Source organism: Pseudomonas sp. S2_F03 (genome assembly GCF_054668335.1).
Genome location: NZ_CP162759.1, coordinates 1,616,780 through 1,643,624, shown reverse-complemented (window position 1 = coordinate 1,643,624; position 26,845 = coordinate 1,616,780). Strand labels below are relative to the sequence as shown.

The following is a 26,845-nucleotide window of genomic DNA, read 5'->3' as shown; positions in this document are numbered from 1 at the left end:
CGGCTGTGTGCGGGCGGACTTCGGTCCGGCCGGGTGTCCATAACCGGTCTTCTCACCTCGCACATAGCTGCCACCTCTTCGCCGTGTGAGAAGCGGCGAGTGGAGGCTCCAACGCTGGAGAAATGCTCAATGGACAAATTAATTCCCGATCCACCCTTCAACGCCACCACCCCAACCGCCGAAGACACCCAATCCGAAGCACTCCTGCGAGACCGCGAAGCCATAAAACGCGCCCTCGACTACTACCTCGATCCCCCGTCCCAATACACCGAAAAACCCCGCCGCCCCAGCACGATGTTTCTGGTCGCCCCCAACATGGGCACCGAAAGCCTCCTGGCCCAGGCCTGCGAGTCGCTGGCCTCCGCCAGCGTCATGACCAGTGATTTCGCCGCGAACCTGATCGGCCCGCAGAGAAACACCGTGCTGGCGATCCAGCAGATCATCATGCTGGCCGAGTTGGCGGTGAACCGGGCCTTGGATAACGTCGACCCACAAGCGACCTGACATTCTCCTGGCGAAAAAAACCCGGCAAAAGCCGGGTTTTTTTGACTGGCGTCGAGATTAAGCGGTGAAGGTTTTGCCTTCGAACTGCTCAGCCACGAATTTCCAGTTGACCAGGTTCCAGAACGCTTCGACGTATTTCGGACGAACGTTGCGGTAGTCGATGTAGTAGGCGTGTTCCCAGACGTCGCAGGTCAGCAGCGGGGTGTCGCCGTTGGTCAGCGGGTTGCCGGCGCCGATGGTGCTGGCCAGGGCCAGGGAACCGTCAGCCTTTTTCACCAGCCAGCCCCAACCGGAACCGAAGGTGCCGATGGACGTCTTGCTGAACTCTTCCTTGAACTTGTCGAACGAACCGAAAGCCGCGTTGATGGCTTCAGCCAGCGCGCCGGTAGGTTGACCGCCGGCGTTTGGCGCCAGGCAGTTCCAGTAGAAGGTGTGGTTCCAGACCTGAGCGGCGTTGTTGAAGATACCGCCCGACGAAGATTTAACGATTTCTTCCAGGGTCTTGCCTTCGAACTCGGTGCCTGGCACCAGGTTGTTCAGGTTCACGACGTAGGTGTTGTGGTGCTTGTCGTGGTGGTATTCCAGAGTTTCCTTGAAATGTGCGGCTGCAGGGCATCGTGTGCGTAAGGCAGCGGCGGCAATTCGAAAGCCATGATGATTCTCCTAATCAGGTCAGTTGCGGTGAGCGCAAGGCCGATCACGGGCGGCCAGACAAGCGCCGGGGAGTTTGTACTCTTTGCGGCGCAGGGAATCGGATCATAGCACCGGGGGTGCGGCATAACCACGCAACAACTGTGTGGAATAGAGGTTCCAGAGCCTTTTGGAATAATCAGCCTGCAACAATTAATTGAAACGCCACCGCAAACATCATTACCGCGACCAGCAGGTCGAGTATCCGCCATGTACTTGGCCGGGCCAGCCACGGCGCCAGCCACGCCGCGCCCAACGCCAGGGTGAAAAACCACAGCAACGACGCACTCGCCGCGCCCACCACATAAGCACCGGGCTCGGTTTGTTGCGCCCCGAGAGAGCCGATCAGCAACACCGTATCCAGATAAACGTGCGGGTTGAGCAGGGTGACGGCCAACGCACTGAGCATGACGGCACGCAGTGAGCGAACAGTCTGGTTTTCACTCTGTTGCAGGCTTTGTTTCGAGCAGGCCCGGCGCAGCGCCTGGCTGCCGTACCAAATCAGAAACACCGCGCCCCCCCAGCGGGCGACCGCCAGCAGTGTCGGATTTTGCGCCAGGACCGTCGCGAGGCCGAAGACTCCGGCCGCCACCAACAATGCATCGCAGACCACGCACAGCGCCGCCACTGGCAGGTGATGTTCGCGTCGAAGACTTTGCGCGAGCACAAACGCATTCTGAGTGCCGATCGCCATGATCAGTCCAGCGGCGACCAGCAGGCCGTTTACATAACTTTGCCACATACGTCATTACTCCCCGTTGGCCGCGAGATCGCGCAGTACTTGCAGGGCGCGTTCAGCATCGGCCTGACCGACGAACAGGTGGTCGTGGTAGTAACCGGCGATCACGTTGCAGCTGATGCCGGCCTTGCCTAAAGCGGTGGCGAACGCGGCAGTCAGGCCAACTGCTTCCAGCGCCGAGTGCACATTCAAGGTGATCCAGGCCGCGACATAGTCGAAGCTGAAACCGGCCTGTTCGGCGTGGGAGCGTTCCAGAATCACGGTCAGACCTTCCTGCTCGCGAAAGCTGCCGACGATCTCAAGGCCAGTCGGCAACGTGCCGTCGCGCAGGGTGCAAAACACGTATTCGCCGGCGTTGAGTTGCGGGCTCATGCTGCGCAGCAAGGTTGCCAATGAAGTTTCACCCGCCATGTCGGTATTCCTTGTTCAAAAGTGCTTGTCGGGCATTCTGGGCTGCTAACCTGTATAAGAAAAACCAATCATGCTGATCGCTCATTAGGAAAACTGATGTTCGACTATAAATTACTCTCTGCCCTGGCTGCCGTTATCGAGCAGGCCGGGTTCGAACGGGCCGCGCAGGTGCTTGGCTTGTCGCAATCGGCGATCTCCCAGCGCATCAAGTTGCTGGAAGCGCGGGTCGGCCAACCGGTGCTGGTGCGGGTTACGCCGCCGGCCCCGACTGAAATCGGTCGGCGCTTGCTCAACCATGTGCAACAAGTGCGTCTGCTGGAGCGTGACTTGCAATCCCAGGTGCCGGCGCTGGACGAAGAAGGCCTGCCGGAGCGTCTGCGAATTGCGTTGAATGCCGACAGCCTGGCCACGTGGTGGGCGCAAGCGGTGGGCGATTTTTGTGCCGAACAACACCTGCTGCTGGATCTGGTGGTCGAGGACCAGACCGTCGGCCTCAAACGCATGCGTGCCGGTGACGTGGCGGCGTGTGTCTGCGCCAGTGAGCGCCCGGTGGCCGGGGCTCGCAGCGTTCTGTTGGGGGCCATGCGTTATCGGGCATTGGCCAGCCCGGCGTTCATCGCCCGGCATTTCCCGCAAGGCGTTCGTGCCGATCAACTGGCGAAAACCCCGGCGCTGGTCTTTGGCCCGGACGATTTCCTGCAACATCGTTACCTTGCTTCGGTGGGGGTTGATGGCGGTTTCGAACACCATTTATGCCCCTCGTCAGAAGGCTTCATTCGTTTGACCGAGGCCGGACTCGGCTGGGGGCTGGTGCCGGAATTACAGGTGCGCGAGCAACTGGAGCGCGGTGTATTGGTCGAGCTTTTGCCAGATAAGCCCATCGATGTGCCGCTGTACTGGCATCATTGGCGTAATGGCGGTCAGCTTCTGGGGTTGCTGACGGACCAATTGGTGCGTTCGTCGAAGCAATGGCTGGTGCCGTTGGACTGACGGGCAGCGTCAAGACTCACGAATCAGGCAAAACGAAAGACATCGGAGCACTACATGAAAATTCTGGTCACCGGCGCAAGCGGCTTCATCGGCGGACGCTTTGCGCGTTTCGCGTTGGAGCAGGGCCTGGACGTGCGGGTCAACGGTCGCCGGGCCGAAAGCGTCGAACATCTGGTGCGCCGTGGCGCCGAGTTTATTCAGGGCGATTTGAGCGACCCGGAACTGGCGCGCGACCTGTGTTCAGATGTCGAGGCCGTAGTCCATTGCGCGGGGGCGGTGGGGCTGTGGGGACGTTATCAGGACTTTCATCAAGGCAACGTCCAGGTCACTGAAAACGTGGTTGAAGCCTGCCTGAAACAGCGCGTTCGACGCCTGGTGCACTTGTCGTCGCCGTCGATCTACTTCGACGGTCGCGACCACTTGGGGTTGACCGAAGAACAGGTGCCCAAGCGTTTCAAGCACCCCTACGCCGCGACCAAATTTTTGGCCGAGCAAAAGGTCTTCGGTGCCCAGGAGTTTGGCCTCGAAACCCTGGCCCTGCGTCCGCGTTTCGTCACCGGCGCAGGTGACATGAGCATCTTCCCACGCCTGCTGAAAATGCAGCGCAAAGGCCGCTTGGCGATCATCGGCAACGGCCTCAACAAGGTCGACTTCACCAGCGTGCACAACCTCAACGAAGCGTTGCTCAGCAGTTTGCTGGCCAGCGGCTCGGCATTGGGCAAGGCCTACAACATCAGTAATGGAACGCCGATTCCGTTGTGGGATGTGGTCAATTACGTCATGCGCAACATGGAAGTCCCACAAGTCACGCGCTACCGTTCCTACGGTTTGGGTTACACCGTCGCGGCACTCAACGAAGGTGTGTGCAAACTGTGGCCGGGGCGTCCCGAGCCGACGTTGTCGCGGCTGGGCATGCAGGTCATGAACAAAAATTTCACCCTGGACATCAGCCGCGCCCGGCATTATCTGGACTACGATCCGAAAGTCAGTGTCTGGGCCGCCCTCGATGAATTCTGCAGTTGGTGGAAGGCTCAAGACCTGCGTTGACGTCGCGCTAGTCGTCTGCCCGCACTGAACCGAGTTGGGAGTAGGGAGTCAATCGGTGCGGCAGTGGGGTTTATACTCGCCGCATAAAGCCATCACCGCGTTTCACAAAGGTTGACTCAATGTCCATGCGTAACGATGCCAACGACGATTTTGATGATGTACCGAGCCTGCGAGCCGACAGCCTCGACGATGATGATGATTTTGCGCCTACCGCTCGCACCAGCGTGCATTCGCGGCCGGCACCGGTGGTCAAGGTCAAGAGCGCCAGCACCGGCGCGCTGTGGGCATTGGTCGGCGCGTTGTTTTTTGCCTTTGCGGGCCTTGCCTGGTGGAGTTTTCAGCAGATTTCGCTGATGGAGCAACAACTGGTCGCCACCCAGGAAAGTTTCGCGCGTATCAGTGAGGAAGCGGCGGGGCGCTTGCAGGACATTTCCGGCAAGGTCGTTGCCAGCCAGACCAACGTCACCAGCGACAGCGAAGCGCTGAAACTGCAAATCAAAGACCTGGAAAACAAGCTGCTGGATCAAGGCAAGCAGCAACAAGGCGTAGTCGGTCAGGCCTCGGATCTGGACAAGCGCCTGGCGCAGATGACCGCGCAAACCAGCGATCTGGATAAGCGTCTGGCGCAACTCACCACCCAGCACACCGAACAACAGGCGGCCAATACGCAATTGCAGGCGCAGCTCAAATCGCTGAGCAGCGAATTGACCGCACTGAAAAGTGCCCCCGGCGGACACCAGCAAAGTTGAGGCCGAACTGAAAAGCCTTGGCGCCGACGTCGCCGCGCTGAAAAAACAAGGCAACCCAAGTGCCGCCATTGATCGTCTGGAACAAGACATGGTTGTTCTCAAAAGCCTGCAGGACAACCGCCCGGCCGTTGCGCAAGGTTCCACCAATACCGCTGAGTTCGACGCGTTCCGCGGCCAGGTCACCCGCAACATCAACACCCTTCAGGCCCAAATCCAGAACCTGCAGCAGCAGCTTCGCGCCCGGCAATAAACCTCAGGCAGCCTTGTAGCAGCTGTCGAGCCCCGGCGAGGCTGCGTTCGGCTGCGAAGCAGTCGTCAATCCGATCAACTCGGTCTACCTGAAGCACCGAGTCGGTAGATTTTGCGACTGCTTCGCAGCCGGTCGCAGCCTCGCCGGGGCTCGACAGCTGCTACGGGTCTGGGGGTATCTCCCATTGCCGTCTACGCTCTTGAAACATCGACAAGAACGAGGGATGCACAATGGGGGGTTTGCACAAATTGACCTTGATGGGCGCAATGCTGCTTCTGTGCCTGGGCCAGGCTTTCGCTGCCGGCACCGAAAAAGAAGACAGCCAGGCTGCCAGGGCCTTGCTGGAGAAAGCCCTGGCCTATTACCACGACAATGGCGACAAGGCCCTCGCGGCGTTCAGCCGTCAGGGCGAGTTTGTCGACAAAGAGCGCTACGTGTTTGTGGTCGATACCAAAGGCGTAATGCTCGCCAGTGGTGGGCCGTCTGCGGCGTTGATCGGACGGAACGTGACCGAGACGCTCGGGCCAGACTTGCAGAAAGCCTTCAAGGACGCCTTGAAAGTACCGGAGGGCAATGGCATCCAGGAGGCTGAATACCGCTGGCAGAACTGGGCCGACGGCAAGGTCGAGCTCAAGCATGTGTTCTATCAGCGCGTGGGGGCGCGAATCCTCGCGGTCGGTTACTACCTGCCACGGGCGTCGGCGGAGCAGGCCATGGCGCTGCTGAACAAAGCCGCGACCGATCTGGCCAAGGACGAGAAGGGTACGCTGACCGCCATCAACTCCCTCAAGGGCGGTTACTTGCAGGATGACCTGTATGTATTCGTCGTCGACCTGGACACCCAGCGTTATGTGGCTCACGGCACCAATCTGCGGCTGATCAATACCGACTTCAGCAAGATCAAGGACCCGGACGGCAAACCGGTGGGCGAGCCGATCCTGGCGTTGATGGCCAAACAGGATTATGGCGAATACGCATACCGCTGGAAAAACCCGGTGACCGGCAAGGTTGAAGACAAGCATGCCTATCTGAAAAAGGTCGGGCACTTCCTGGTGGCGGTCGGGTATTACAGCCCTTGAATCTCAGTGACTGATAAACCGCTATCGCGGGCAAGCCCGCTCCCACGGTTGACCGCGTTCTCTGGAACAACTCGGTCTATTGTGGGAGCGGGCTTGCCCGCGATGGCCGCGACTCGGTCTACTACCGAACCTTATCCTCTCGCCCGCGCAACAACATATTCGGCATGGCAATCGCCGCCGCCAGCCCCAGCAGCGACACCGCCGCACTGACCATCAGCAAATGCCTGAACGTCAGCAACAACTCCGCGCGCAAGGCGTTTTGCGCATCCCCCGGCGCGGCGTTCAGGCCGTCGAGCAAGACATTGCCCGAGCTGCCCTCGGCAATCAGCGATGAACCGGCAATGTGGGCAAAACTGGAATCCTGCAACAGCGCCAGCAACAGTGCCGACATCAACGCCACTCCCACCGCGCCGCCCAGTGAGCGGAAGAGATTGGTGGTGCTGGTGGCAACGCCGATATCACGCTGCTCCACCGAATTCTGCGTGCCGACCAATGACGTCGGGAATTGCATGCCACTGGCGATCCCGCACAGCAACATGAACAGGCTACTGAGCCAAAAGGCCTGGGGCGGGCTGAACGCCATACCCAGGATCGCCATCGGCATGAGTGCAGCGCCCGTCAGGATCATCGGTTTGTAGCGCCCGGTGACGGAGGTCCGGCGTCCGGCAAAGTACGCACCAATCGGCAAACCCATGGCCAGTGGCAACAGGTGCAGCGCGGCGCTGTCGGCCCCGGCGCCGGTGACGCTCTGGAAGCGCAGCGGCATCAGCACGATCAACGAGATCGCCTGGAAGCTGGTGAAGAAAATCGTGCACCAGCAAAAAATGGCATTGCGGTTGGCGAACAAGTGCATCGGCAGCAAGGGCTCACGCGCCCGACGCTCATGCCAGACGAACAGCGCCAGTACCAACACCGCAGACCCGAACAAGGCCAGCACTTCGGCGCTGCGCCACGAATGACCCTGACCCACCTGAGTGATACCCAGCAGCAACGCAGTCAAACCGATGATCATCAGCAGCGTGCCGAGGTAATCGATGATCGGTTTGCGCTGTGGCACCGGCAGCCCGACGAGTGTGCGATTCGCCACCAGCCAGGCACCGAGGCCCAGCGGCAGATTGATCAAAAACACCCAGCGCCAGGACAAGTACTCGGTCATGTAACCGCCAAGCACCGGGCCGGCTACGCTCGCCACCGCGTACATGCTGCTGAAATAGCCTTGATAACGACCACGTTCCCGAGGCGGCACAATGTCGCCGATGATCGCCTGGCTGACCGAAATCATCCCGCCCGCGCCGATGCCTTGAATGATCCGCGCCAGCACCAATTGCTCCATGCTTTGGGCCATGCCGCAAAACAACGAAGCGAGGGTGAACAACCCCATGCCGAACAGCATCAGCTTGCGCCGACCATACAAATCGCCGAGCTTGCCGTAGATCGGCACCGCCACTGTCATCGCCACCATGTACCCGGAAATCACCCAGGCCAGCAGGCTGACGTCCTTGAACTGCGCGGAAATCGCCGGCATCGAGACGGCGACGATGGTCTGGTCCAGCGCGCCGAGAAAGATCGCCAGCATCAGGGCGATCAGCACGCTGCGAATGGCTGGCTTGGGCGTGTCAGGCTGGTTGAGATTGGTCACGGTAAAACCTGCGGGCAGTGATGGACCCGCAAGGGGCAAGGCGAGCGGGGATGCTCGCCAGTGTACAGGGTGTGTTATCCATTTTTCCCGCGTCGCGTTGCCGCCTGAAAGCGGGCCAGGCAAGGCGCAGCCCGAAGGTAAGGGTTGTTTCCTTGCCGAGGGCTGCAACGCAGCATGGCCCGCTTTCAGGCGACAACCCGAAGGGGCCGGGCGTGCTGTTGCGCAGGGCCGCGTTGCTCGGAGCTTATTTGGAATGACCAAACCACGCTCCTCGCGCCTTGCCCTGCGCAACAGCACACCCGGCGCGACGCGGGAAAAATGGATAACACACCCTGCGATAGCAAGCTATTCGATAGCCTCGTATGGAAGCCCGACGTAGTTTTCTGCAATGGTTTTTCGACCGGCTTCGGAACCGACAAAGTAGTCCAGTTCCGAGGCGCTGATCCGTTGGGTGAACTCATCGTGATCGTCAAAACGGTGCAGCATCGAGGTCATCCACCAGGAAAACCGCTCGGCTTTCCACACCCGACGCAGGCAGATCTCGGAGTATTTCTCCAGCAAATCCACGCGTCCTTCCTGGTAAACCTTCAACAGAATATTGAACAGCGTGCTGACGTCACTGGCCGCCAGGTTCAGGCCCTTCGCGCCGGTGGGCGGGACAATGTGCGCCGCGTCGCCGACCAGGAACATCCGCCCGTATTGCATTGGCTCGACCACAAAGCTGCGCAGTGGCGCGATGCTTTTTTCGATGGACGGGCCGGTCACCAACGCGTCGGCGAGGGCGGTCGGCAGCCGCGATTTGAGCTCATCCCAGAAGCGCTGGTCCGACCAGTCCTGCACCTGATCCTCGACCGGCACCTGGAGGTAATAACGGGTACGGGTAGCCGAACGCATGCTGCACAACGCAAAACCACGTTCGTGACGGGCATACACCAACTCTTCGTGCACCGGCGGCGTGTCGGCGAGAATGCCGAGCCAGCCGAACGGATAGACCCGCTCGAATACCTTGAGGCCGTCGTCGGGGATCGATTTGCGAGCCACGCCATGGAAGCCGTCGCACCCGGCGATGTAGTCGCAATCGAGGCGATACGTCTGGCCATCCTTCTCGAAGGTCACGAAAGGTTCGTCGCTTTTCATGCCGTGCGGGACGACATTGCCGGCCTCGTAAATCGTCTGCGCACCGGCCTCCCGACGAGCGGCCATCAGGTCGCGGGTGACTTCGGTCTGGCCATACACCATCACGGTTTTGCCCCCGGTCAGGGCGTGCAGGTCGATGTGTACTTGGCGGCCGTCGAGCGCCAGTTCGAAACCGCTGTGCACCAGTCCTTCGGCGTCCATTCGCTGCCCGACACCGGCCTGACGCAACAGCTCTACCATGCCTTGTTCGAGGACACCGGCACGGATTCGACCGAGCACATAATCCGGGCTTTGGCGTTCAAGAATGAGGGTGTCGATACCGGCGTTGTGCAGCAACTGGCCGAGCAGCAAACCGGACGGACCGGCGCCAATGATGGCGATTTGGGTTTTCAGCGTTTTCATTGTTATCAGGACTCGCAAGCTCCACGCGACCAGAGCCGGTGAATTATTTTTATGGATCGAGTGCTTGCATTTTTCCCTTGCGAGTCTGTCAATTGAAGGTGAAAACTGAGCCGATATCTGTACATTCTGCCAATCGGTGCGATTATCGCCCGTCACCTGAAGCCTGGATTGAAGTGATGAACAAGCCTGACCTGCCTTCGATTCCAGTGTTCAAGCTCTACGGTGAAAGCCTGGACTGGCCGACCCCGGACTTGCTGCACTGCGAAACCATTTCCAAACGCAGCCGCGAACACCAATGGGAAATCAAACCCCACCGCCACGCCGATTTGTGCCAGTTACTCTTCGTCTTCAAAGGTCAGGCAGAGCTTGAAATCGAAGGTAAACGCACGCAACTGACTGAGCCTGCCATCCTGATCCTGCCGCCATTGTCGGTGCACGGTTATCGGTTTTCCGAGGACGTCGAAGGGTTTGTATTGACCCTGGCCGCGCCGTTGGTGACCCATCTGCAGGCGCAACTGGGCAACTCGGTAAATGCGCTGGCCCAGGCCGAAAGCTACCCGGCGGGCAACGACGGCGATTACCTCAACAGCCTTTTTTCAGCGCTGCAGGACGAATACACCGGTCACCAACCGGCGCGTGAAATGCTCATGCATTCGTTGGTCAGCGTGATCATGGTGTGGGTCAGCCGGCAGGTAATCACGCGCCGCACTGCCAGCCAGCGTCCGCAGCGTGCCCGGGAATACCTCAACGGTTTTATTCAACTGGTGGAAGAGACTTACCGCCAGCACGTCAAGGTCGAAGACCTGGCGCATCGGCTGGGGATTTCCGTGTCCCACCTCAACGGCACGTGCCGTGAACTGGCGGGACAACCGGCGTTGCAGATCATGCACGAACGGCAATTGCTGGAGGCCAAGCGTTTGCTGACCTACACCAGCATGACCATTTATGAAATGTCCGACGTGTTGGGATTTTCCGATCCGACCAACTTCACGCGCCTGTTCCGGCGTCGAGTGGGGATTTCTCCCAAGGCGTTTCGCGACCGCTTGAAGGCCGATCAGGACAACGAGGCCTGATCCTCTTCGTTAGCGCAGGGCGTTGAGGGTCGCGTTGTGGGGGATGCAGCGCTCGAAGTTGCAGCTCGCAAATTCGCGGGGCAGTTGGCGCAACTGCTCGACCCGCCAGGCGGCTGTGCCATACAGCGCCAGCGTCGCCGCGCAGGTAATGAAAATGGCGAGGTATCTTCTTGTTTTGGTGTTCATGGCGTTTGACCTCTGAACGAATACCGCTTGGGTATTACTTTCAGCATAGGTCAGCGCCAGTGAGTTGCCACTGAAGCGATATCGGCTCTGACACGGTATTCAGAGCCTTGATGATCCCCTGTGGGAGCGAGCTTGCTCGCGATAGCGATTGATCATTCAACAACGATGTCGACTGAACTACCGCTATCGCGAGCAAGCTCGCTCCCACAGGTTTTTTTATAGGCCGACATCCCACTCCGGTTCCTCGGGGAACCTTAAAACAAGAAAATCCAGCAGGCTGCGCAGCGCCGCCGGCATGTGTTTGCGTGAGGCGTACACCGCGTAAATGTTCATCTGCCGGGGTTGCGCATGAGGTAGCAGACGGATCAGCTCACCGCTGTGGATATGCACGCCGGCCTGATAACTGGGGAGCATTGCCACCCCCGCGCCGGCCATTGTCGCGCGCAGCAACGTGCTGGCTTCGTTGGCGCTGATGTTGCCCTGCACCGGCACCGAGACCGGCTCACCGTCCTCCTCGAAATGCCAAAGGCTTTTGCCGAAGTAGGAATGGGTCAGGCAGTTGTGCTGACTCAAATCTTCCACCCGCTGTGGCCTCGGATGTTCACGCAGATAGGCCGGGGACGCGCAAATCACTGAGCGGCAGACCGTCAGCCGACGGGCAATCAGATTCGGGTCCAGGTCGTTGCTGGTGCGTATCGCCAGATCAATGCGTTCATCCACCAGGTTCACGGTGCGGTCGAGCATCTGCATATCGATGCTGACGCCGGGGTAACGTTTGACGTAGGCGGCCATGGCGTCCGCCAGTTGGGCCTGACCAAACGAGGTGCTGACGCTGATCCGCAACAGCCCGCGCGGCGCATCGTCGGGCTCGCGGATGGCGGCTTGCATGTCGGTGGACAAGTCGAGCATCTGCCGGCAGCGGGGCAGCATCTCGGTGCCGGCAGCCGTCAGGCTCAACTTGCGTGTCGTGCGGTGCATCAACCGGGCGCCGACCCAATCTTCCAGTTCCGCCAGATAACGCGAAACCACCGGGCGTGACAGGTCCAGTTGATCGGCCGCCGCCGACTGGCTGCCGAGGTCGACCACGCTGACGAACACGCGCATTGCTTGTAGACGATCCATGATTTGCCCACTTTTAGAAACAAACTATGTTCAAGCATCGCATTTTTTGTACTGAGTCAGGCAACTAAGCTCTGTCCCCCTGTAGGAGCTGACGAGTGAAACGAGGCTGCGATCTTTTGATCTTGCCTTTTACAAGATCGCAGCCTCGTTTCACTCGTCAGCTCCTACAGAGCCATCGGCCAACCTTGGCCATCAACAACGGAGCAACAGATGATCGGCTTCACCTCGCTTAAACGTATTTTGCTGGCCACCGCCACGCTCGGCTTCGCGGCCCATGCAGCCGCGGCATCGACGCTGACTCTGGACGTTTACAACCCCGGCGACAAGGCGATTTTCCCGGTGACGTCGGTGCTGGTCAGTGGCGAAAAGGACGCGATTCTGGTGGATGCGCAGTTCGGCAAATCCCAGGCTGAACAGGTCGTCGAGAAAATCCGCGCCAGCGGCAAGCAACTGACCACCATCTACATCAGCCACGGCGACCCGGATTACTACTTCGGCCTCGACACCCTGACCGCTGCGTTCCCGAACGCCAAAGTGCTCGCCTCGCAACCGACCGTGGATCACATCAAGCACACCGTCGACGGCAAACTCGCGTTCTGGGGCCCGAAAATGGGCGCCGACGTCCCCTCTAAAACCATCGTGCCGGGTGTACTCAAGGGCGACAGCCTGATGCTCGAAGGGCAGAAGTTGCAGGTGGTGGGGCTGGCGGGCAAGCAACCGGATCGCACCTTCGTCTGGATTCCGTCGATCAAGGCCGTTGTCGGAGGCGTGGTCGTGGCAGAAAACATCCACGTCTGGATGGCTGACACGCAAACACCGCAGTCACACGCCGATTGGCTGACTACGCTGCATTCCATCGAAACCCTGAAACCGAAAACCATCGTGCCGGGTCATTACCTCGGTGACAGTGCCCGCTCGTTGGCGGCCGTGCAGTTCACCGCCGACTACATCAAGGCCTTCGATGATGAAGCCGCCAAGGCAAAAGACTCTGCTGCACTGATCGCCGCGATGAAGAAACGCTACCCGACGCTGGGCGAGGAAAGCTCGCTGGAGTTGAGCGCCAAAGTCGCGAAGGGCGAGATGAAGTGGGGTGAATGAGTATTCCCACGCTCCGCGTCCCATTCAAAGCTGAACGCGGAGCGTCCGTTGAGGCATTCCCACGCAGAGCGTGGGAACGATCATTCCGCATGCACTAATTCACTTGAGCCAACTGGAGAACGTCATGAGCAACATCGCAATCATCGGAGCCACCGGTCGTGCCGGTAGCCAACTGTTGGAAGAGGCCCTGCGTCGCGGTCACAGCGTTACGGCCATCGCCCGCGACACGTCGAAGCTCGGCCCGCGTGCTGGTGTGGTGAGCAAAGCCGTGGATGCACTCGACGCCGAGGCGTTGCAAGCGGCGGTCGCGGGGCATGATGTGGTGATCAGCGCCGCGCACTTCGCGACCTTGCCCGCCAGTGCCGTCATCGGCCCAGTGAAAAAGGCCGGTGTGAAACGCCTGCTGGTGGTGGGCGGTGCCGGCTCATTGCGGTTGCCGGACGGGACTCGCGTGATCGACAGCAAGGGCTTTCCCGAGGAGTACAAAGCGGAGGCGGGTGCCGGTGCTGTGTTCCTGGAGAACCTGCTTCAGGAAAAGGACCTGGACTGGACCTTCCTGTCACCGTCGGCGGAGTTTGTCGAAGGCGAGCGCACGGGCACGTTTCGTGTCGGCAAGGATGACTTGCTGGTGAGCAGTGCCGGGCGCAGCTGGATCACGTTTGCCGATTATGCGATTGCGATGATGGATGAAGTGGAAGCGCCAAAGCACACTCGCCAGCGTTTCACCGTCGGGTACTGATCACCGCAAACCTTGTAGCAGCTGGCGAAGCCTGCGTCCGGCTGCGTAGCAGTCGTAAACCCTGCATCCACGGTTTTTCTGACACACCGTGAACTATGGTTTTACGACTGCTACGCAGCCGGACGCAGGCTTCGCCAGCTGCTACAGGATTTCGCTCATCGTGCCTGCGCTTGCTCCACCAACCACCCCATCAGCTCGCGCAACTTCGGCGACGGTCCGGGTTTTTCCGGGAACACCAGGTAATACGCCAGCCCCGTCTTCACCTTCAGTTCAAACGGCATGACCAGCCGCCCGGCGCTCAAGTCATCGCCAATCAACGACCAGTCCCCAATCGCTACCCCCGTTCCCTGAGACGCCATCGACATCGCCAGGTCCAGCGTTTCAAAGTGCTGACCCTTGCTGACATTGCTCAAGCGAACATTGGCGGTGGCCAGCCAGGCCTTCCAGTCCCGTTCATCCCGAGTCGGGTGCAGCAGCATGTGTTTCTCAAGATCTTCGGGCGTCTGCAACGGCACCGGGCCTTCGAGCAGCGGTTTGGAGCAGACCGGCGTCAGCTGTTCTTCAAACAGGCGCTGGGACACCAATACGCTGTCTGGCGGCGCGCCGTACATCACCGCCGCGTCGAACTGCTCGCGATGAAAATCCACACCGTGCTTGATCGTGGTAGTCAATTCCACCGGCACATCCGGGCGCTCCCGTTGCCACTGCAACAGGCGCGGCAACAGCCAACGCATGACGCACGTCGGGGCCTTGAGTTGCAAGGTCTCGCGCTTCTCGCCGATCTGCTCCACCGCCTCGTCGATCAGGCCGAAAATCTGCTGGACCCGTGGCAGCCACTCGCGTCCCTCGGCCGTCAAATCCAGACCTCGTGCCTGGCGAATGAACAGCTCATAGCCCAGATGATCTTCCAGCCCGGCGATCTGTCGGCTCACTGCGCCTTGGGTGATGTGCAGCTGTTCGGCTGCGCGGGTGAAATTGCAGCACTGCGCGGTGATCAGGAAAGTGTGCAGCGCCGGCAGAGGAGGCAGTCGTTTCATTGGGATCCAAGGTATGACGTGAGGACATGGCTAGTATGATTTTTTATCCATTGTTGCGGCTATGTGTCGCCCGTTCCAATGAGGCCATCCCTGGACCTGCCCACGCATCATAAACAACGCGCAGGCCCGGCGTCTCAATCGAACAAGAAGGGCAAATTACATGGCGACGTGCGGCGAAGTATTGGTCAAGTTACTCGAAGATTACGGGGTCGAGCAGGTGTTCGGCATTCCCGGGGTTCACACCGTGGAGCTGTACCGCGGACTGGCCCGTTCGAGCATCAACCACGTCACTCCGCGTCACGAACAAGGCGCCGGCTTCATGGCCGACGGTTATGCACGCACCAGCGGCAAACCGGGTGTGTGCTTCATCATCACCGGCCCTGGCATGACCAACATCACCACTGCGATGGGTCAGGCTTATGCCGACTCGATCCCGATGCTGGTGATCTCCAGCGTGCAATCGCGCAGCCAGTTGGGCGGCGGTCGCGGCAAGCTGCATGAGCTGCCGAACCAGGGCGCGTTGGTCGCCGGTGTCGCGGCGTTCTCCCACACCTTGATGTCGGCGTCTGAATTGCCCGGCGTACTGGCGCGTACCTTTGCCCTGTTCCAGGCCGGTCGTCCGCGTCCGGTGCACATCGAAATTCCATTGGACGTACTGGTTGAAGAAGCCGATGACCTGCTCAGCAGCGTACCGGTGAACATCGACCGCGCCGGTGCATCGCCGACCGCCGTTTCGCGCATGAGCGAGTTGCTGGCCGGCGCCAAGCGTCCGCTGATCCTCGCCGGTGGCGGTGCCATCGATGCCGCCGCTGAGTTGACCGAACTGGCCGAACTGCTGGACGCGCCAGTCGCCCTGACCATCAATGCCAAGGGCATGCTGGAATCCAGCCACCCGTTGCTGATCGGTTCGACCCAAAGCCTGGTTGCCACCCGCGCCCTGGTGGCCGAGGCCGACGTAGTGTTGGCCATCGGCACCGAGCTGGCCGAGACCGACTACGACGTGACCTTCGCCGGTGGTTTCGAAATCCCTGGCCAATTGCTGCGCGTGGACATCGACCCGGACCAGACCGTGCGCAACTACCCGCCGCACGTGGCGCTGGTGTCCGACTCGCGTAACGCCGCCCAAGCCTTGCTCACTGTCCTGTCGCACACATCGCTGGCGGCGCGCCGCAACGATTGGGGGCAGGTGCGTGCTGCCCGCTTGCGTGAAGAACTGGCCGGCACCTGGGACGCTCCGACACTGGCTCAGACCCGCTTCCTCGAAACCGTTCTGCACGAGTTGCCGGAGGCCGTGTTCGTCGGCGATTCGACCCAGCCTGTCTACACCGGCAACCTGACGTTCAACCCCGAGCGCCCGCGTCGCTGGTTCAACTCGTCCACCGGTTACGGCACCCTCGGTTACGCCTTGCCGGCCGCTATCGGCGCCTGGCTTGGCGGCAGCGTTGTCGGCGATTCGCGTCCTCCGGTGGTGTGTCTGATCGGTGACGGCGGCCTGCAATTCACCCTGCCGGAACTGGCCAGTGCCGTTGAAGCGCGCACTCCGGTGATCGTGCTGCTGTGGAATAACCAGGGCTACGAAGAGATCAAGAAATACATGGTCAACCGCGCCATAGAGCCGGTCGGCGTGGACATCTACACCCCGGACTTCATCGGTGTGGCCAAGGCGCTGGGCTGTGCCGCCGAGGCGGTCAACGGTGTCGAGCAACTGCGCGTTGCATTGCGTACCGCTGCCGACCGTCAGGGCCCGACCCTGATTGAAATCGATCAGACCCAGTGGATGAAGGCGGTGTCGAAATGATTTTTCCAACAACCTTGGATGGCGTGTTCATCAATGGCCAATGGTTGGCCGGCAACGAACACCTGCGCGTGATCAACCCGGCAACCGAAGCGTTGCTGACCACCGTCAATGGTGGCGATGCCCAGGCTGTCGATCAGGCCGTGAGCGCGGCGACCAACGCCTTTGCCAACTGGTCGAAAACCAGCGGTGCCGAACGTGGCGCGATTCTGCGCAATATCGCGGCCGGCGTGCAGGCCGCTCGTGAGCGCTTGATGCACTTGCAGTCGAGCAACAATGGCAAGCCACAGTTTGAAGCGGCCATCGACGTCGACGACGTGATCGCTACCTTCGAGTATTACGCCGGTCTGGCCGAAGGGCTGGACGCGAAACAAGACAGCGCTGTGGAGCTGCCGACGGAAGATTTCAGCGCACGTCTGCGCCGTGAGCCTGCCGGTGTGGTCGGCCTGATCGTGCCGTGGAATTTCCCGATGGTCACCACCGCGTGGAAACTCGCCCCGGCCCTGGCTGCCGGTTGCTGCGTGGTGCTCAAGCCGTCCGAGGTGACGCCGCTGCCGGAGCTGGAACTGGCGGCCATCATTGCCAAGGCTGGCTTGCCGGCCGGCGTCTTCAACCTGGTCTGCGGCACGGGCCTGGCGGTCGGTGCGCCGCTGTCGGCGGATCCGCGCATCGCCAAAATCTCCTTCACCGGCAGCAACGCGGTGGGTGTGCAGGTCATGCAACGGGCGGCGGAAACCGTGAAAGGCGTGAGCCTGGAGCTGGGCGGTAAATCGTCGCTGCTGGTACTGGCCGATGCTGACATCGAGCTGGCGGTGGAAGTGGCGTGCGGCGGTGGTTTCTTCAACGCCGGGCAAATGTGCTCCGCCACCAGCCGCGTGCTGGTTGCCGATGAAGTCGCCGATGAATTCTTGTTGCGCCTGAAGGCTCGCGCCGAAGCCATTCGCGTGGCTGACCCGTTCGACCCGGCGGTGGAAATGGGTGCGCTGGTCAATCACGCGCAATACCAGCGTGTGCTCGGTCACATCGACCGGGGCTTGAGTGCGGGCGCCAAGCTGATGTGCGGCGGTAATCGTCCGGCAGACCTGCCGCGCGGATATTTTTTACAGCCGACGATTTTCACCGAAGTGCCCCTGGACAGTGCGCTGTGGTGTGAAGAGATTTTCGGCCCGGTGATCTGCGTTCGCAGTTTTGCCACTGAAGCCGAGGCGATTGCCTTGGCCAACGACAGTCAGTTTGGCCTGGTCGCCAGCGTCGTCACGCGCAATGCCGAAACGGCTGACCGCGTCGCTAACGCCTTGCAGGCGGGGCTGGTGTGGATCAACGCGCCACAGGTGATCTTCCCGCAGACCGCCTGGGGTGGCTACAAGCAGAGCAGCATCGGCCGCGAATTGGGGCCGTGGGGCTTGCAGGCTTTCCAGGAAATAAAACACGTGATTCGGGCCGTCTGACGGCACGAAAATGGTGAGCGCATGCCTCGAAACGAGGCATGCGCTGGCGTCATGGCTTCAATGAGTTTTTATCGATAGTCAGGTGATTTACACGACCTCAGGATGAACCCGTCGGCTCAGCTCTAACCCTTTGAATACGGGGGTTTGAAGCGGATCTGACCGCGCGGATACAACGGTTGCGACCAACCTCATAATTTACAAAAACAAAGGGAGTCCTTCATGGGCGAGCATGATCTGAACAGACGTCAATTCATCAAAACCGTGGGCGTAGCCTCGGTGGCAGCGGCCGCCATGAGCATGCCGTTCATCAAGGCCAATGCCAGCGACACACGTTTTGCCGGCAAGACCCTGCGTTTGCTGACCTGGTCCGATGACACCGGTCTGGCAGCCCTGCGCAATATCGCTGCAACTTTCGAAGACAAGTACGGCTGCAAGGTCATCGCTGACCGTACCGGCAGTACCTCGGAAATGGTTGCCAAACTGAAGGCCGGCGGTGATCGTCCGCAGTACGACATCATCACCCTGGCTGGCGTCGGTGCCGAAGGTCTGGCCGCCGCCAACCTGCTGGAAAAACCCGACCTCAACCGCATTCCCAACCTGGTCGACGTACCGGAAAAATACCGCACCGGCGCCAATGGCCACGGTATCGGTTACCTCCTGTGGTGCAACAGCCTCGTCTACAGCACCCGCACCCAGAAAGAAGCGCCGACCAGCTACGCCGCCCTGTGGGATGCCGAGCAGTCGCCGAACATCTTCCTGCCGCCGCCAAACTGGACCGAGGCCATGGACCTGATCATCATCGCCGCCAAACTGGCCGGTGGTGACGAACACAACATTGAGCCGGGCTTCAAGAAACTCGCCGAGTTGAAAGATCGCGTGGTGACCCTGGGTGAAAACCCGAACCAGATCGCCGAGCTGTTCCGCACCGGTTCCCTGGACATGGGCGGGCTGTACGCGCCGGCGTTCTTCCCGAAACAGATTCGCGATCCGGCCTACGGCCTGAGTGCAACCTTTGGCATGAAGGAAGGTTTCTACACCGACTTGATGCAATCGGTCATGCCGAAGAACCGTCCGGGCGACACCGACATGGCGTACGCCTTCATCAACCACTCTCTGGACCCGGTAGTGCAGGGCAAGATGGCTGAAGACATCTACAACGGCCCGGTCAACGCCAAGGCGATCATCTCCGCCGAAGCGCGCAAGAGCCCGTACATCCTCACGCCAGAGCAGATTGCCGAGAAGGCGATCATGCACGACAACGCCTTCCTGGCCACCGTGCATGACCAATGGATTCGTCGCTACACGGAAATCTTTTCTTCCTGATCTGAATCGCAGGGAGGTTCTTCGAACCTCATCGCGGGCAAGCCTCGCTCCTACAAGAGCAGCGCCATACCTGTAGGAGCATGGCTTGCCCGCGATCGAGTGCGCAGCACTCGCCAAGATCTTCCATTGACGAGACCTTTGCTATGGAACACCAACCTCTGACTCATCCGGTGAGTGTCGCCCCCGTGCGCGCCAACCGGGGGGGTTCGCCGACGACGCGCGCCTGGCTTTTCCTGTCGCCGTCGATGCTGTTCATGGGTGTGCTGATTGCCGCCAGCCTGCTGGTCCTGCGCATGAGCGTGGGCACCAAAGGCGCGGAATGGACCGGGTTCAGCCTGGCCAGTTACGCCCAATTGCTGGAACCGTATTACCTCAAATCGTTGCTGCTGACCCTGCGCCTGGCGCTGATCAGCGCAGTTATTGCCGTCGTGTTGGCGATCCCGGTGGCCTACACCATGTCGCGCCTGACCTCACCGTTCGTGCGCCGGATCTTCCTCGCCGCGGTGCTGTTGCCGTTGCTGGTCAACCTGCTGCTGCAAAGCTACGGCTGGCTGGTGATTCTCGGCCCTGGCGGCATGCTCAACCAGGCACTGATGGGCCTGGGCTTGATCAAGCGTCCGATCATGCTGCTTTACAACCAGAACGGCGTGCTGATGGGCCTGGTGCAAACCGCGTTCCCGCTGGCCGTGCTGCCGATTGCCAGCGCCATGCGCGGCGTCGCCCGTACTTACGAAGAAGCCGCCGCGACACTGGGCGCGAGTCGCTTGCAGGTGTTCCGCCAGGTGGTGTTGCCGATGAGCATGCCGGGGATCATCACCGGCGCGACGTTGGTGTTTGCCTACAACGCCAGCAGCTTCGTGGTGCCCCTGCTGCTCGGTGGTCGACGCGTGCCGATGCTGGCGGTGATGGTCCATGACCAGATCGCCCCGCTGATGAACTGGCCCGCCGCGTCCGCTGCCGGTGTGGTGCTGATTGTCACTACGCTGGCGATCATGACCTTGTCCGAATACATCACTGGCCGCCGTCGGCGCATGCTGGAGGCTTCGCAATGAGCACCCTGACCAAGAAACGTTATGGGCTGCTGCCGGGCGAAACCGGCAAGTTTGCCGGTATCCTCTCGGGCTTCATCCTGCTGCTGGCGGTGTTGCCGATCCTGACCATGATCGTGATGTCGTTCAGCGGTTCGTCGAACCTCGACTTCCCGCCGAGCAGCTACAGCCTGCAATGGTACAAGGCCGCCTGGCACACCTTCGTCTCGCCGGATGCCAGCGACGTGCTGAGCCTGGGCAAAGCCATGACCACCAGCCTGATGGTGGCGTGCCTGACCATGGTCTTCGCCACGATCATCGCAGTGCCGGCGGCATACGCGCTGACCCGTTGCGAATTTCGCGGCAAAGCCGTGGCGATGCAATTGATGTCGCTGCCACTGGTGTTCCCGATGGTGGTATTGGGCCTGGCATTGCTGCTGGTGTTCGACAGCCTGCCGTTCCAGATGACCACCTCGCGGCTGGTGATTGCCCACGTGATCCTGGCGCTGCCCTTCGTGGTGAAAAACTGCACCGCGGCGATGCTGTCCATCGGCACCGAAGTCGAGGAGGCCGCGCAAATGCTCGGTGCTTCTCCGACCCGGGCGATTGTCGATGTGGTGGTGCCGTTGATGAAATCGGGGATTCTGGCGGGTGCGCTGCTGGCGTTCATCGTCTCGTTCAACGAATTTACCGTGACCTATTTCCTCTACACCATCGACGTCATGACCGTGCCGATCTGGATGTACAGCCGCACCGTGTCTTCGCTCGACCCTACCGTTTTCTCGTTTGCCGTGCTGATCGTGTTGATCGACTTTGTCCTGATCTGGGCGCTCGAAAAACTGGTGGGTGAAGGTGGCGTTTCGTTCTGATTTCTTGAGGTAATTCACATGTCTGGTCTGATTCTGGAAAACGTCGAGAAACACTACGGCTCGGCTTGCGCGGTAAAGGATGTAAACCTGCATTTGCCGGAAGGCAAACTGGTGTGTTTCCTCGGCCCTTCGGGGTGTGGCAAAACCACGTTGCTGCGCATGATTGCCGGCCTTGAAACCCTGACCGGCGGCGAGATTCGCCTGGACGGTGACGACATCGGCAACACGCCTGCGCACCAGCGCAACTTCGGCATGGTGTTTCAATCGCTGGCGCTGTTTCCGCACATGACCGTGGGGGAGAACATCGCCTATCCGCTGAAACTGCGTGGCGTCAGCAAGGCTGATCAGCAGGCGCGGGTGGTGGAATTGCTGGAGCTGATTCAGCTGCAGGAAATGATTGATCGCCCGGTGGCAAAACTCTCCGGTGGTCAGCGTCAGCGCGTGGCGATTGCCCGGGCGATTGCCAACCACCCGAAAATCCTGCTGCTGGATGAGCCGCTGTCGGCGCTGGACGCCAAGCTGCGCGAGTCGATGCAGGTGGAAATCCGTCAGCTGCAACAACGCCTGAACATCACCACGATCATGGTGACCCACGATCAGCGTGAGGCAATGACCATGGCCGATATCGTCGTGGTGTTGGGTGAGCATCGCGTGCAACAAGTGGGTACGCCGATTGAAATCTACCGCCACCCGGCCAACGAATTTGTCGCGGACTTCATCGGTTCGGGCAACATTTTCCCGGCCACGGCGCTGGGCAACGGCAAAGTCAGTTTGCCAGGTGGCGATGCACTGCAAGTGCCGATCTGCAGCAGCATCGTGGTCGGCGAGAAAGTGAAAATGCTCATCCGTCCTGAAGACCTGCAACTGTCGCACCCGCAGGAGACGGCGGGGAACCGGTTGCTGGGCAAGGTGACGTTCGTGCGTGATATCGGTGCGACGATTGAAACGACCGTGGAGTGTTCCGGGGTGACGTTTACCGCGCTGAGCACGCCGTGCCAAGGGTTTGGGCTGAGCATTGGCAACCCGGTGTCGGTGACGTTGCCGGCCGAGGCTTGCCGCGTACTCGGCGCCTGATCCCATATTTTTATTGCCTGAACTGGCCTCATCGCGGGCAAGCCCGCTCCCACAGGTTTTGTGTACACCGTGATCCCTGTGGGAGCGGGCTTGCCCGCGATGAGGCCATCAGCCACGCAACAATTTCTGGATCAGACACTCAACCGCAACCGCGCCAAATCCCGCAACGGCGGCGCCCCAAACAACCGACTGTATTCGCGGCTGAACTGCGAGGGGCTTTCATACCCCACCCGATACCCCGCCGCCGAAGCCTCCAGTCCTTCGGCCAGCATCAACCGCCGCGCTTCCTGTAACCGCAGCTGCTTCTGATACTGCAACGGGCTCATCGCCGTCATCGCCTTGAACCGGTGATGCAACGTCGACACGCTCAAATTCACTTCCTTGGCCAGATCATCAATACGCAGCGGCTGCTCATAGTTGCCGTTGAGCCACTTGATCGCCTGACTGATGCGATGGCTCTGGCTGTTGGCGATGGCGATTTCATACAGCCGATGCCCCTGCGGACTGCGCAACAACCGATAAAGAATCTCCCGACGAATCAGCGGCGCGAGCATGGCGATGTCTTTCGGCGTGTCCAGCAACCGCGCCAGGCGCAGCACCGCGTCGAGCATCGCGGTGTCGATGCGTTCGACATACAGGCCACGACCGGTAGGGCGGGTCGGAACGCCCAGGGGCCAGCGTCGGCGATCAGCGCGGTGATTTCTGCCGGGTCGATGTCCAGGCGCACGGCAAGGATCGGCGTCTCGGGCGAGACGTCCACCACCCGCCCGCTCAGCGGCATCGAGACCGACACCACCAGGTAATTCAGCGGGTCGTAGTTGAAGTGCTCGTCGGCCAGCCGGACCTCTTTGCGCCCCTGCGCCATGATGCACAGCGCCGGTTGCGCGAGCACCGGGGAAAACTCGTGGGACTGGCTGTGGCGTGACATGAACAGCGAACCGACGGCCGTCGCATAGGTGCCATCGTCCGACGTATTGCGGCGAATGATAGCGGCCAGTTCTTCGCGCTGTTTCTCCATGTCGGCATCCAGCGGAACTTGAACGTGATCGAACGACGACATGCCGGGCATCCTCGCTGAGGGGGGTAGGTAATGAGCCGAGCTTAAATTTGTGCAAGACAAAGCGGTAGACACATCCTGCCTCAACCTTGCCTGATTCTGCACGGCGTGGGTTAACGGTGCGTCTATGTCTGCGTATCGCCGGGGAAACTTGCTTGAAACCCGTGTTTCATTGGCGTGGAACGTATAGACAGGCCGCTACGGCCGTTTTGGAACACCGCGCAGGATTGTGCAATAAGCCGGCAGAAATCGACTAACCGCGCTGGATTGTGCGCGATTAACCTTTGATCCTGTCGCAGCCCGTCCCACGGCTGCCACTCGAGTACCTGGGAGGGTTGAACATGTCTACGCAGATCCCCGTCAGTCACATGGCTTTTGTGCGTGCCCGCGCCGGGCGCTCGGCGGAGCTCGGTGTGCGCCTGAGCGCGTTGATCGAGCCATCGCGCAGCGCGCCGGGTTGCCTGAGTTTTTCCCTGCAGCATTCACAATGCGATCCCGAGTTGTGGCTGGTTTCCGGTTTTTGGGCCCATCAGCAAGCCATGACCGCTTATTTCAGCACGCCGGCGATGGAAGTGTTCGCCGAGCTGGTGCAGGAACTGGTGGTCAACAGCCTGGACTTTCATACCTTCAAGGAGGTCTCTGCCGCTCAGGCCCTGGGCCAGTCCGGGTCGTGGGTACACAAAATGGCGGGTTGAGGGTTTAATGAGCGCATTCTCAATCAGCCAGGATCCGCGACATGGCACGTAAAGCCTTTGAACACTTCGAAGCCGTTTCCGCAGTAGTACCGGGTGAAGGGGGTTACCACGCCGCCATCGCCGTCAAAGCCCTGGGTGGCGCGGGCGCACCGCGTTTTCACAAAGTCCTCGAAGGCCAGGTCTTCAAGACCGCCCATGAGGCCGATGAAGCAGCAGCCAAAGAGCTGACCCGCCTCAAAGACGTCAAGGAAAACACCGACCTGCTTTGGTGATTTACCGGTTTGCCCCCGGGCGATACATCTTGAACAACGCCTCCGGTCCCAGCTGAAAATAGTCCGCTGGCCCACCGCCGCGCAGAATCGGTTCTGCCGCGGCGGTGTCGTATACCCCGTCCTTCAACAGCCACTTGGCGATATGCACGGCGACCACTTCGCCGAGAATCAGCCAACTGGGCACCACGTTTCCGTCGGCGCGTTGCAACTGAATGATCTGCGTGACCTTGCACTCGAAGGACACCGGGCTTTCGGCCACCCGTGGCACCTGGATGATTTTCGAGGCGAGGGGCGTGAGCCCCGACAGTTCGAACTCATTGACCTCGGGGCCGACCATGGCGCAGCTCTGATTCATTTGCTCGGCCAGCGGGCGGGTGGCCAGGTTCCAGGCGAATTCGCCGGTCTGCTCGATGTTGTTCAGGCTGTCTTTGCGCCCGACGCTGGAAAATCCAATGATCGGCGGAATGTAGTTAAAGGCATTGAAGAAGCTGTACGGCGCCAGGTTCAGGCGGCCGTTGGCATCCTGCGAGGAAATCCAGCCGATAGGGCGCGGGCCGACGATGGCGTTGAACGGGTCGTGGGGCAGGCCGTGGCCGTTGGCTGGTTCGTAGAAATGGATGTCGATGTCGTCAGCCATGAAAGGGTTCCTGGGGCTTCATTCGGGATCGGGCCATAGTGCAAGGACGAACGCGTTATTTCCAGCAACACGATCCAAATGTGGGAGCGGGCTTGCTCGCGAAAGCGGTGGATCAGTCAGCCAATTTGCTGAATGTGAAGCGGCCTTCGCGAGCAAGCCCGCTCCCACAGGTTGTAGGTCTATTCAGTAAAAGGGGCAGACCCTCGCAGGTCTGCCCCTTTTGTTCAGCGCTGACGGTATCAGTCAGTCTCGATCCGCGAATGCTTGCGGGTGTCTTTCATGGTCACATACACCAGCAACGACACCGCGATGCACGCGGTGACATACCAGTAGTAACCGGTTTCCATGCCGATGCTCTTGAACCACAGTGCGATGTATTCAGCGGTGCCGCCGAAGATCGACACGGTCAGGGCATACGGCAAGCCTACGCCCAGCGCACGAATCTCGGTCGGGAACAGTTCGGCTTTGACCACGGCGTTGATCGAGGTGTAGCCGCTGACGATGATCAGCGCCGCCATGATCAGGAAGAACGCGCCCCACCAGGATTGAACGGTGTGCAGGGTGGTCAGGATCGGCACGGTGAACAGCGTGCCCAGAATGCCGAAGGCAATCAGGATCGGGCGACGACCGACTTTATCCGACAGCCCGCCGATGATCGGTTGCAGGCACATGAACAGGAACAATGTGGCGGCGGAAATCGTGGTGGAGTCGGAGATGCTCATGCCGACGGTGTTCACCAGGTATTTCTGCATGTACGTGGTGTAGGTGTAGAAAGCCAGCGTACCGCCCATGGTCAGGCCGACCACGGTCATCAGTTCTTTCGGGTGACGAAGCAAGGTGCGCATGGCGCTTTCCTTGGACTTCTCTTTTTTGGTGAACGACTCGGTTTCTTCCATGCCGCGACGCAGGTAGAGCGCGACCACGGCACACAGCGCGCCGATGGCGAACGGGATGCGCCAGCCCCAGTCGTACAACTGCTCGGTGGTCAGCACTTGTTGCAACACGATCAGCACGGCCAAGGCTATGAGCTGGCCGGAGATCAGCGTCACGTACTGGAAACTGGAGTAGAAGCCGCGACGCTCCTTGGTGGCCATCTCGCTGAGATAGGTCGCCGAGGTGCCGTACTCGCCACCAACCGACAAACCTTGCAGCAGGCGCGCGAACACCAGCAGGATCGGTGCGCCGATGCCGATGGTTTCATACCCAGGACTCAGGGCGATCAGCAGCGAGCCGAAGCACATCAGGTACACCGAGGCCATCAGCGCTTTTTTGCGCCCGACTTTGTCGGCATAGAGGCCCATCATCCAGCCACCAATCGGGCGCATCAGGAAGCCCACGGCGAAAATCGCGGCGGTGTTCAGCAGTTGGGCGGTGGTGTCGCCTTTGGGGAAAAAGGCTTTGGCGAAGTACAGGGAGAAGGCGGCGTAGACATACCAGTCGTACCACTCGACCATGTTGCCGACCGAGCCGCTGAAAATCGATTTGATGCGACTGGCGGTGGTTCTTTCTTTAGCCGGCACGGCAGCCGACCCAAGGGGCAGGGTATTGGAGTTATCCATTGAAGGATCCTTCGTTTAATTGTTTTTGTGGAGCGCGTTGAAACGCAGCCTGCGAGGGCTATAGCAGGAGGTGTGCCAGATCAAGGAGGGCTGGTTTAGAGGGGTTGCGGGGAACTGGTGAGCGGAAATCCGCTTATGTTGGATTAGGCGTGAGCGGAAAATTGCTTATCCGGCTTGTGGGTTTGCGTTGTCAGCG

The 26,845-nt window shown here is 60.3% G+C and carries 24 protein-coding genes and 3 pseudogenes; 16 read left to right on the top strand and 11 right to left on the bottom strand.

Going from position 1 to position 26,845, the window contains the following annotated elements:
• Positions 1–129: 129 nt before the first annotated feature.
• Positions 130–504 carry a DUF6124 family protein gene (locus AB4N76_RS07850; RefSeq protein ID WP_460164352.1) on the top strand — a complete coding sequence of 125 codons (375 nt, stop codon included), beginning with the start codon at positions 130–132 and terminating at the stop codon, positions 502–504.
• 57 nt (positions 505–561) lie between these two features.
• On the opposite strand, the pseudogene AB4N76_RS07845 reads toward AB4N76_RS07850, so the two are convergent.
• The 3 genes and pseudogenes from AB4N76_RS07845 to AB4N76_RS07835 form a co-directional block, all read right to left on the bottom strand.
• Positions 562–1,157: pseudogene (locus AB4N76_RS07845) on the bottom strand (superoxide dismutase).
• A gap of 176 nt (positions 1,158–1,333) precedes the next feature.
• On the bottom strand, positions 1,334–1,936 hold the full coding sequence (locus AB4N76_RS07840) for a LysE/ArgO family amino acid transporter (RefSeq protein ID WP_046033234.1): 603 nt from the start codon (positions 1,934–1,936) through the stop codon (positions 1,334–1,336).
• Positions 1,937–1,942: 6 nt separating this feature from the next.
• Complete coding sequence (locus AB4N76_RS07835) at positions 1,943–2,344, bottom strand: ACT domain-containing protein (RefSeq protein WP_046033235.1); 402 nt, start codon at positions 2,342–2,344, stop codon at positions 1,943–1,945.
• 96 nt (positions 2,345–2,440) lie between these two features.
• On the opposite strand from AB4N76_RS07835, the gene AB4N76_RS07830 reads away from it, so the two are divergent.
• The 4 genes and pseudogenes from AB4N76_RS07830 (at position 2,441) to AB4N76_RS07815 (ending at position 6,459) form a co-directional block, all read left to right on the top strand.
• Entirely contained in the window at positions 2,441–3,334 is an 894-nt protein-coding gene (locus AB4N76_RS07830) for a LysR family transcriptional regulator ArgP (protein ID WP_077431356.1), read from the top strand.
• 54 nt (positions 3,335–3,388) lie between these two features.
• Positions 3,389–4,381, top strand: a complete 993-nt coding sequence (locus AB4N76_RS07825; protein WP_077431357.1) for an NAD-dependent epimerase/dehydratase family protein — start codon at positions 3,389–3,391, stop codon at positions 4,379–4,381.
• Positions 4,382–4,500: 119 nt separating this feature from the next.
• Positions 4,501–5,380, top strand: a pseudogene (locus AB4N76_RS07820) (ATPase).
• A gap of 230 nt (positions 5,381–5,610) precedes the next feature.
• On the top strand, positions 5,611–6,459 hold the full coding sequence (locus AB4N76_RS07815) for a cache domain-containing protein (protein WP_460164351.1): 849 nt from the start codon (positions 5,611–5,613) through the stop codon (positions 6,457–6,459).
• 121 nt (positions 6,460–6,580) lie between these two features.
• On the opposite strand, the gene AB4N76_RS07810 is transcribed toward AB4N76_RS07815, so the two are convergent.
• Positions 6,581–8,098 carry an MDR family MFS transporter gene (locus tag AB4N76_RS07810; protein WP_046033240.1) on the bottom strand — a complete coding sequence of 506 codons (1,518 nt, stop codon included), beginning with the start codon at positions 8,096–8,098 and terminating at the stop codon, positions 6,581–6,583.
• Positions 8,099–8,443: 345 nt separating this feature from the next.
• Positions 8,444–9,637, bottom strand: coding sequence for a 4-hydroxybenzoate 3-monooxygenase (gene pobA / locus AB4N76_RS07805; RefSeq protein ID WP_460164350.1), 1,194 nt, complete (start codon positions 9,635–9,637; stop codon positions 8,444–8,446).
• A 176-nt stretch (positions 9,638–9,813) separates the two neighbouring features.
• Between pobA and AB4N76_RS07800 the strand changes: the two genes are divergently transcribed.
• Positions 9,814–10,710: a helix-turn-helix domain-containing protein gene (locus AB4N76_RS07800; RefSeq protein ID WP_460164349.1), complete on the top strand. Its 897-nt coding sequence runs from the start codon at positions 9,814–9,816 to the stop codon at positions 10,708–10,710.
• A gap of 9 nt (positions 10,711–10,719) precedes the next feature.
• Here the strand turns inward: AB4N76_RS07800 and AB4N76_RS07795 are convergent, their stop codons facing one another.
• Both AB4N76_RS07795 and AB4N76_RS07790 read right to left on the bottom strand, forming a co-directional pair.
• Positions 10,720–10,896 carry a hypothetical protein gene (locus AB4N76_RS07795; RefSeq protein WP_175648977.1) on the bottom strand — a complete coding sequence of 59 codons (177 nt, stop codon included), beginning with the start codon at positions 10,894–10,896 and terminating at the stop codon, positions 10,720–10,722.
• A 216-nt stretch (positions 10,897–11,112) separates the two neighbouring features.
• Complete coding sequence (locus tag AB4N76_RS07790; protein WP_218191590.1) at positions 11,113–12,018, bottom strand: LysR family transcriptional regulator; 906 nt, start codon at positions 12,016–12,018, stop codon at positions 11,113–11,115.
• Between the two features lie 210 nt (positions 12,019–12,228).
• Here AB4N76_RS07790 and AB4N76_RS07785 point away from each other — a divergent pair, with 210 nt between their 5' ends.
• The gene (locus AB4N76_RS07785; RefSeq protein WP_077431360.1) at positions 12,229–13,116 is read left to right on the top strand and encodes an MBL fold metallo-hydrolase; all 888 of its coding nucleotides are present in this window, start codon (positions 12,229–12,231) and stop codon (positions 13,114–13,116) included.
• Between the two features lie 124 nt (positions 13,117–13,240).
• Complete coding sequence (locus AB4N76_RS07780) at positions 13,241–13,855, top strand: NAD(P)-dependent oxidoreductase (protein WP_077431361.1); 615 nt, start codon at positions 13,241–13,243, stop codon at positions 13,853–13,855.
• A gap of 155 nt (positions 13,856–14,010) precedes the next feature.
• On the opposite strand, the gene AB4N76_RS07775 is transcribed toward AB4N76_RS07780, so the two are convergent.
• Positions 14,011–14,892 carry a LysR substrate-binding domain-containing protein gene (locus tag AB4N76_RS07775; RefSeq protein WP_077431362.1) on the bottom strand — a complete coding sequence of 294 codons (882 nt, stop codon included), beginning with the start codon at positions 14,890–14,892 and terminating at the stop codon, positions 14,011–14,013.
• A 160-nt stretch (positions 14,893–15,052) separates the two neighbouring features.
• On the opposite strand from AB4N76_RS07775, the gene AB4N76_RS07770 reads away from it, so the two are divergent.
• The 6 genes from AB4N76_RS07770 to AB4N76_RS07745 all read left to right on the top strand — a co-directional run bounded on the left by AB4N76_RS07770 (position 15,053) and on the right by AB4N76_RS07745 (position 22,429).
• The gene (locus tag AB4N76_RS07770; protein ID WP_460164348.1) at positions 15,053–16,690 is read left to right on the top strand and encodes a 5-guanidino-2-oxopentanoate decarboxylase; all 1,638 of its coding nucleotides are present in this window, start codon (positions 15,053–15,055) and stop codon (positions 16,688–16,690) included.
• Positions 16,687–18,135 (top strand): aldehyde dehydrogenase family protein, encoded by a 1,449-nt coding sequence (locus AB4N76_RS07765; RefSeq protein ID WP_460164347.1) that lies wholly within the window; start codon positions 16,687–16,689, stop codon positions 18,133–18,135. Before AB4N76_RS07770 ends, AB4N76_RS07765 begins: the two co-directional genes overlap by 4 nt.
• 219 nt (positions 18,136–18,354) lie before the next feature.
• Positions 18,355–19,458: an extracellular solute-binding protein gene (locus AB4N76_RS07760; protein ID WP_046033249.1), complete on the top strand. Its 1,104-nt coding sequence runs from the start codon at positions 18,355–18,357 to the stop codon at positions 19,456–19,458.
• Between the two features lie 143 nt (positions 19,459–19,601).
• The gene (locus AB4N76_RS07755) at positions 19,602–20,510 is read left to right on the top strand and encodes an ABC transporter permease (protein WP_460164346.1); all 909 of its coding nucleotides are present in this window, start codon (positions 19,602–19,604) and stop codon (positions 20,508–20,510) included.
• A complete protein-coding gene (locus tag AB4N76_RS07750; RefSeq protein ID WP_460164345.1) occupies positions 20,507–21,355 on the top strand; it encodes an ABC transporter permease in 849 nt (282 codons plus the stop codon). Before AB4N76_RS07755 ends, AB4N76_RS07750 begins: the two co-directional genes overlap by 4 nt.
• 18 nt (positions 21,356–21,373) lie before the next feature.
• Positions 21,374–22,429 carry an ABC transporter ATP-binding protein gene (locus AB4N76_RS07745; protein WP_109785050.1) on the top strand — a complete coding sequence of 352 codons (1,056 nt, stop codon included), beginning with the start codon at positions 21,374–21,376 and terminating at the stop codon, positions 22,427–22,429.
• A 131-nt stretch (positions 22,430–22,560) separates the two neighbouring features.
• Here AB4N76_RS07745 and AB4N76_RS07740 read toward each other — a convergent pair.
• Positions 22,561–23,489: pseudogene (locus AB4N76_RS07740) on the bottom strand (AraC family transcriptional regulator).
• 338 nt (positions 23,490–23,827) lie between these two features.
• On the opposite strand from AB4N76_RS07740, the gene AB4N76_RS07735 reads away from it, so the two are divergent.
• On the top strand, positions 23,828–24,181 hold the full coding sequence (locus AB4N76_RS07735; protein WP_046033254.1) for an antibiotic biosynthesis monooxygenase family protein: 354 nt from the start codon (positions 23,828–23,830) through the stop codon (positions 24,179–24,181).
• A gap of 41 nt (positions 24,182–24,222) precedes the next feature.
• Complete coding sequence (locus AB4N76_RS07730) at positions 24,223–24,453, top strand: hypothetical protein (RefSeq protein ID WP_046033255.1); 231 nt, start codon at positions 24,223–24,225, stop codon at positions 24,451–24,453.
• 1 nt (position 24,454) lies between these two features.
• On the opposite strand, the gene AB4N76_RS07725 is transcribed toward AB4N76_RS07730, so the two are convergent.
• Both AB4N76_RS07725 and AB4N76_RS07720 read right to left on the bottom strand, forming a co-directional pair.
• Positions 24,455–25,090 (bottom strand): flavin reductase family protein, encoded by a 636-nt coding sequence (locus AB4N76_RS07725; protein ID WP_460164344.1) that lies wholly within the window; start codon positions 25,088–25,090, stop codon positions 24,455–24,457.
• Positions 25,091–25,329: 239 nt separating this feature from the next.
• Positions 25,330–26,649, bottom strand: coding sequence for an MFS transporter (locus AB4N76_RS07720; RefSeq protein WP_046033257.1), 1,320 nt, complete (start codon positions 26,647–26,649; stop codon positions 25,330–25,332).
• Positions 26,650–26,845: the final 196 nt, after the last annotated feature.